General features: G+C 47.9%; 1 rRNA gene. It reads left to right on the top strand.

Annotation, left to right across the window (positions count from 1 at the left end):
* Window positions 1-213: 213 nt before the first annotated feature.
* A 23S ribosomal RNA gene (locus ABUA17_RS18660) occupies window positions 214-2,403 on the top strand; the annotation flags it as partial.

The following is a 2,403-nucleotide window of genomic DNA, read 5'->3' as shown; positions in this document are numbered from 1 at the left end:
GAGAAATGAAACAACAAGATGTTTGTTTCGTAAATCTTAAAAGATAACTGGTTTAACTAGTCTGTTCAATTTTGAGAAACCATGTTTCTCAAAAAATTGTTCTTTGAAAATTGCACATGAATTAATATATAACTTCAAAACATATTGAGAAGTAAGCCAAGAAATATTCTTTGTGATATTAAATGCAAAACTTTGAAAAATTTTGACTGAATAGGTCAAGCTACAAAGGGCGCATGGTGAATGCCTTGGCATCAGGAGCCGATGAAGGACGTGATAAGCTGCGATAAGCTTCGGGTAGGCGCACATAGCCAGTGATCCGGAGATTTCCGAATGTGGGAACACACATGGGAAACCCCATGTATCGTATAGTGAATACATAGCTATACGAGGGTAAACCTAGGGAACTGAAACATCTAAGTACCTAGAGGAAGAGAAAGAAAAATCGATTTCCTAAGTAGCGGCGAGCGAAAGGGAAAGAGCCCAAACCAAAGATTTATCTTTGGGGTTGCGGACAGAGCATTAACGAGAAGTCGTAACTAACCGAACACAACTGGAAAGTTGGACCGTAGGAGGTAATAGTCCTGTAGGTGAAAGTTAAGATAATCAAGCTCTGATCCAGAGTACCACGAGACACGTGAAACCTTGTGGGAAGCAGGGAGGACCACCTCCCAAGGCTAAATACTACCTGATGACCGATAGTGAAGCAGTACCGTGAGGGAAAGGTGAAAAGAACCCCGGGAGGGGAGTGAAATAGAACCTGAAACCGTGTGCCTACAACCGGTCAAAGCCCCATATGAGGGTGATGACGTGCTTTTTGTAGAACGAGCCAACGAGTTACGGTATGTAGCAAGGTTAAGTACTTAAGGTACGGAGCCGAAGGGAAACCGAGTCTTAATAGGGCGACTAGTTGCATGCCGTAGACCCGAAACCGGGTGACCTATCCATGGCCAGGTTGAAGCGAGGGTAAAACTTCGTGGAGGACCGAACCACGTTGCTGTTGAAAAAGCATGGGATGAGCTGTGGATAGCGGAGAAATTCCAATCGAACTCGGAGATAGCTGGTTCTCCCCGAAATAGCTTTAGGGCTAGCGTCGGATATGTGTAGTGGAGGTAGAGCACTGAATGGGCTAGGGGGCATATCGCTTACCGAACCTTATCAAACTCCGAATGCCATATACATTTAGTCCGGCAGTCAGACTACGAATGATAAGATCCGTGGTCAAAAGGGAAACAGCCCAGATCGTCAGCTAAGGTCCCAAAGTGTAAGTTAAGTGGAAAAGGATGTGGGATTTCTAAGACAACTAGGATGTTGGCTTAGAAGCAGCCACTCATTTAAAGAGTGCGTAATAGCTCACTAGTCGAGAGATCCTGCGCCGAAAATGTCCGGGGCTCAAACTTACCACCGAAGCTACGGGCTTGCGTAAGCAAGCGGTAGGGGAGCGTCGTAATCGGGCTGAAGTCGTACCGTAAGGAGCGGTGGACTGATTACGAGTGAGAATGTTGGCATTAGTAGCGAGATGTAGGTGAGAATCCTACAGGCCGAATATCTAAGGTTTCCTCAGGAAGGCTCGTCCGCTGAGGGTTAGTCGGGACCTAAGCCGAGGCCGAAAGGCGTAGGCGATGGACAATCGGTTGATATTCCGATACCACTACCATCGTTATTATCGAGGGTGTGACGGAGAAGGATAGTGTGTGCTAGCGATTGGAAATGCTAGTCTAAGCGTTTAGGGAGTTACGGTAGGCAAATCCGCTGTAACAATTCTGAGGCGTGATGGGGAAGGCCATATAGGCCGAAGTACATGATTCCATGCTTCCAAGAAAAGCATCTAGAGAGAGAAGTAGTGCCCGTACCGCAAACCGACACAGGTAGATGAGGAGAGAATCCTAAGGCCGGCGGAAGAATTGCAGTTAAGGAACTAGGCAAATTGACCCCGTAAGTTCGCGAGAAGGGGTGCCTGCGAGAGCAGGCCGCAGAGAATAGGCCCAAGCAACTGTTTAGCAAAAACACAGGTCTCTGCTAAAGCGTAAGCTGATGTATAGGGGCTGACGCCTGCCCGGTGCTGGAAGGTTAAGGGGAACACTTAGCGCAAGCGAAGGTGTGAACTTAAGCCCCAGTAAACGGCGGCCGTAACTATAACGGTCCTAAGGTAGCGAAATTCCTTGTCAGGTAAGTTCTGACCCGCACGAATGGCGTAATGACTTGGGCACTGTCTCAACTGCAAATCCGGCGAAGTTGTAGTGCGAGTGAAGATGCTCGCTACCCGCGATTGGACGGAAAGACCCCGTAGAGCTTTACTGTAGCTTAGCATTGAATTCCGGTATTGTCTGTACAGGATAGGTGGGAGACTGGGAAACTAGGGCGTCAGCCTTAGTGGAGTCAACCTTGGGATACCACCCTGACAGT

It is taken from the genome of Clostridium sp. RTP31139st1_H3_RTP31139_211217 (assembly GCF_040227035.1).
In the GTDB taxonomy this organism is placed as follows: domain Bacteria; phylum Bacillota; class Clostridia; order Clostridiales; family Clostridiaceae; genus Clostridium; species Clostridium saudiense.
Note: the sequence above shows the minus strand (reverse complement) of the source record. Positions and strands in the feature narration are given on the sequence as shown.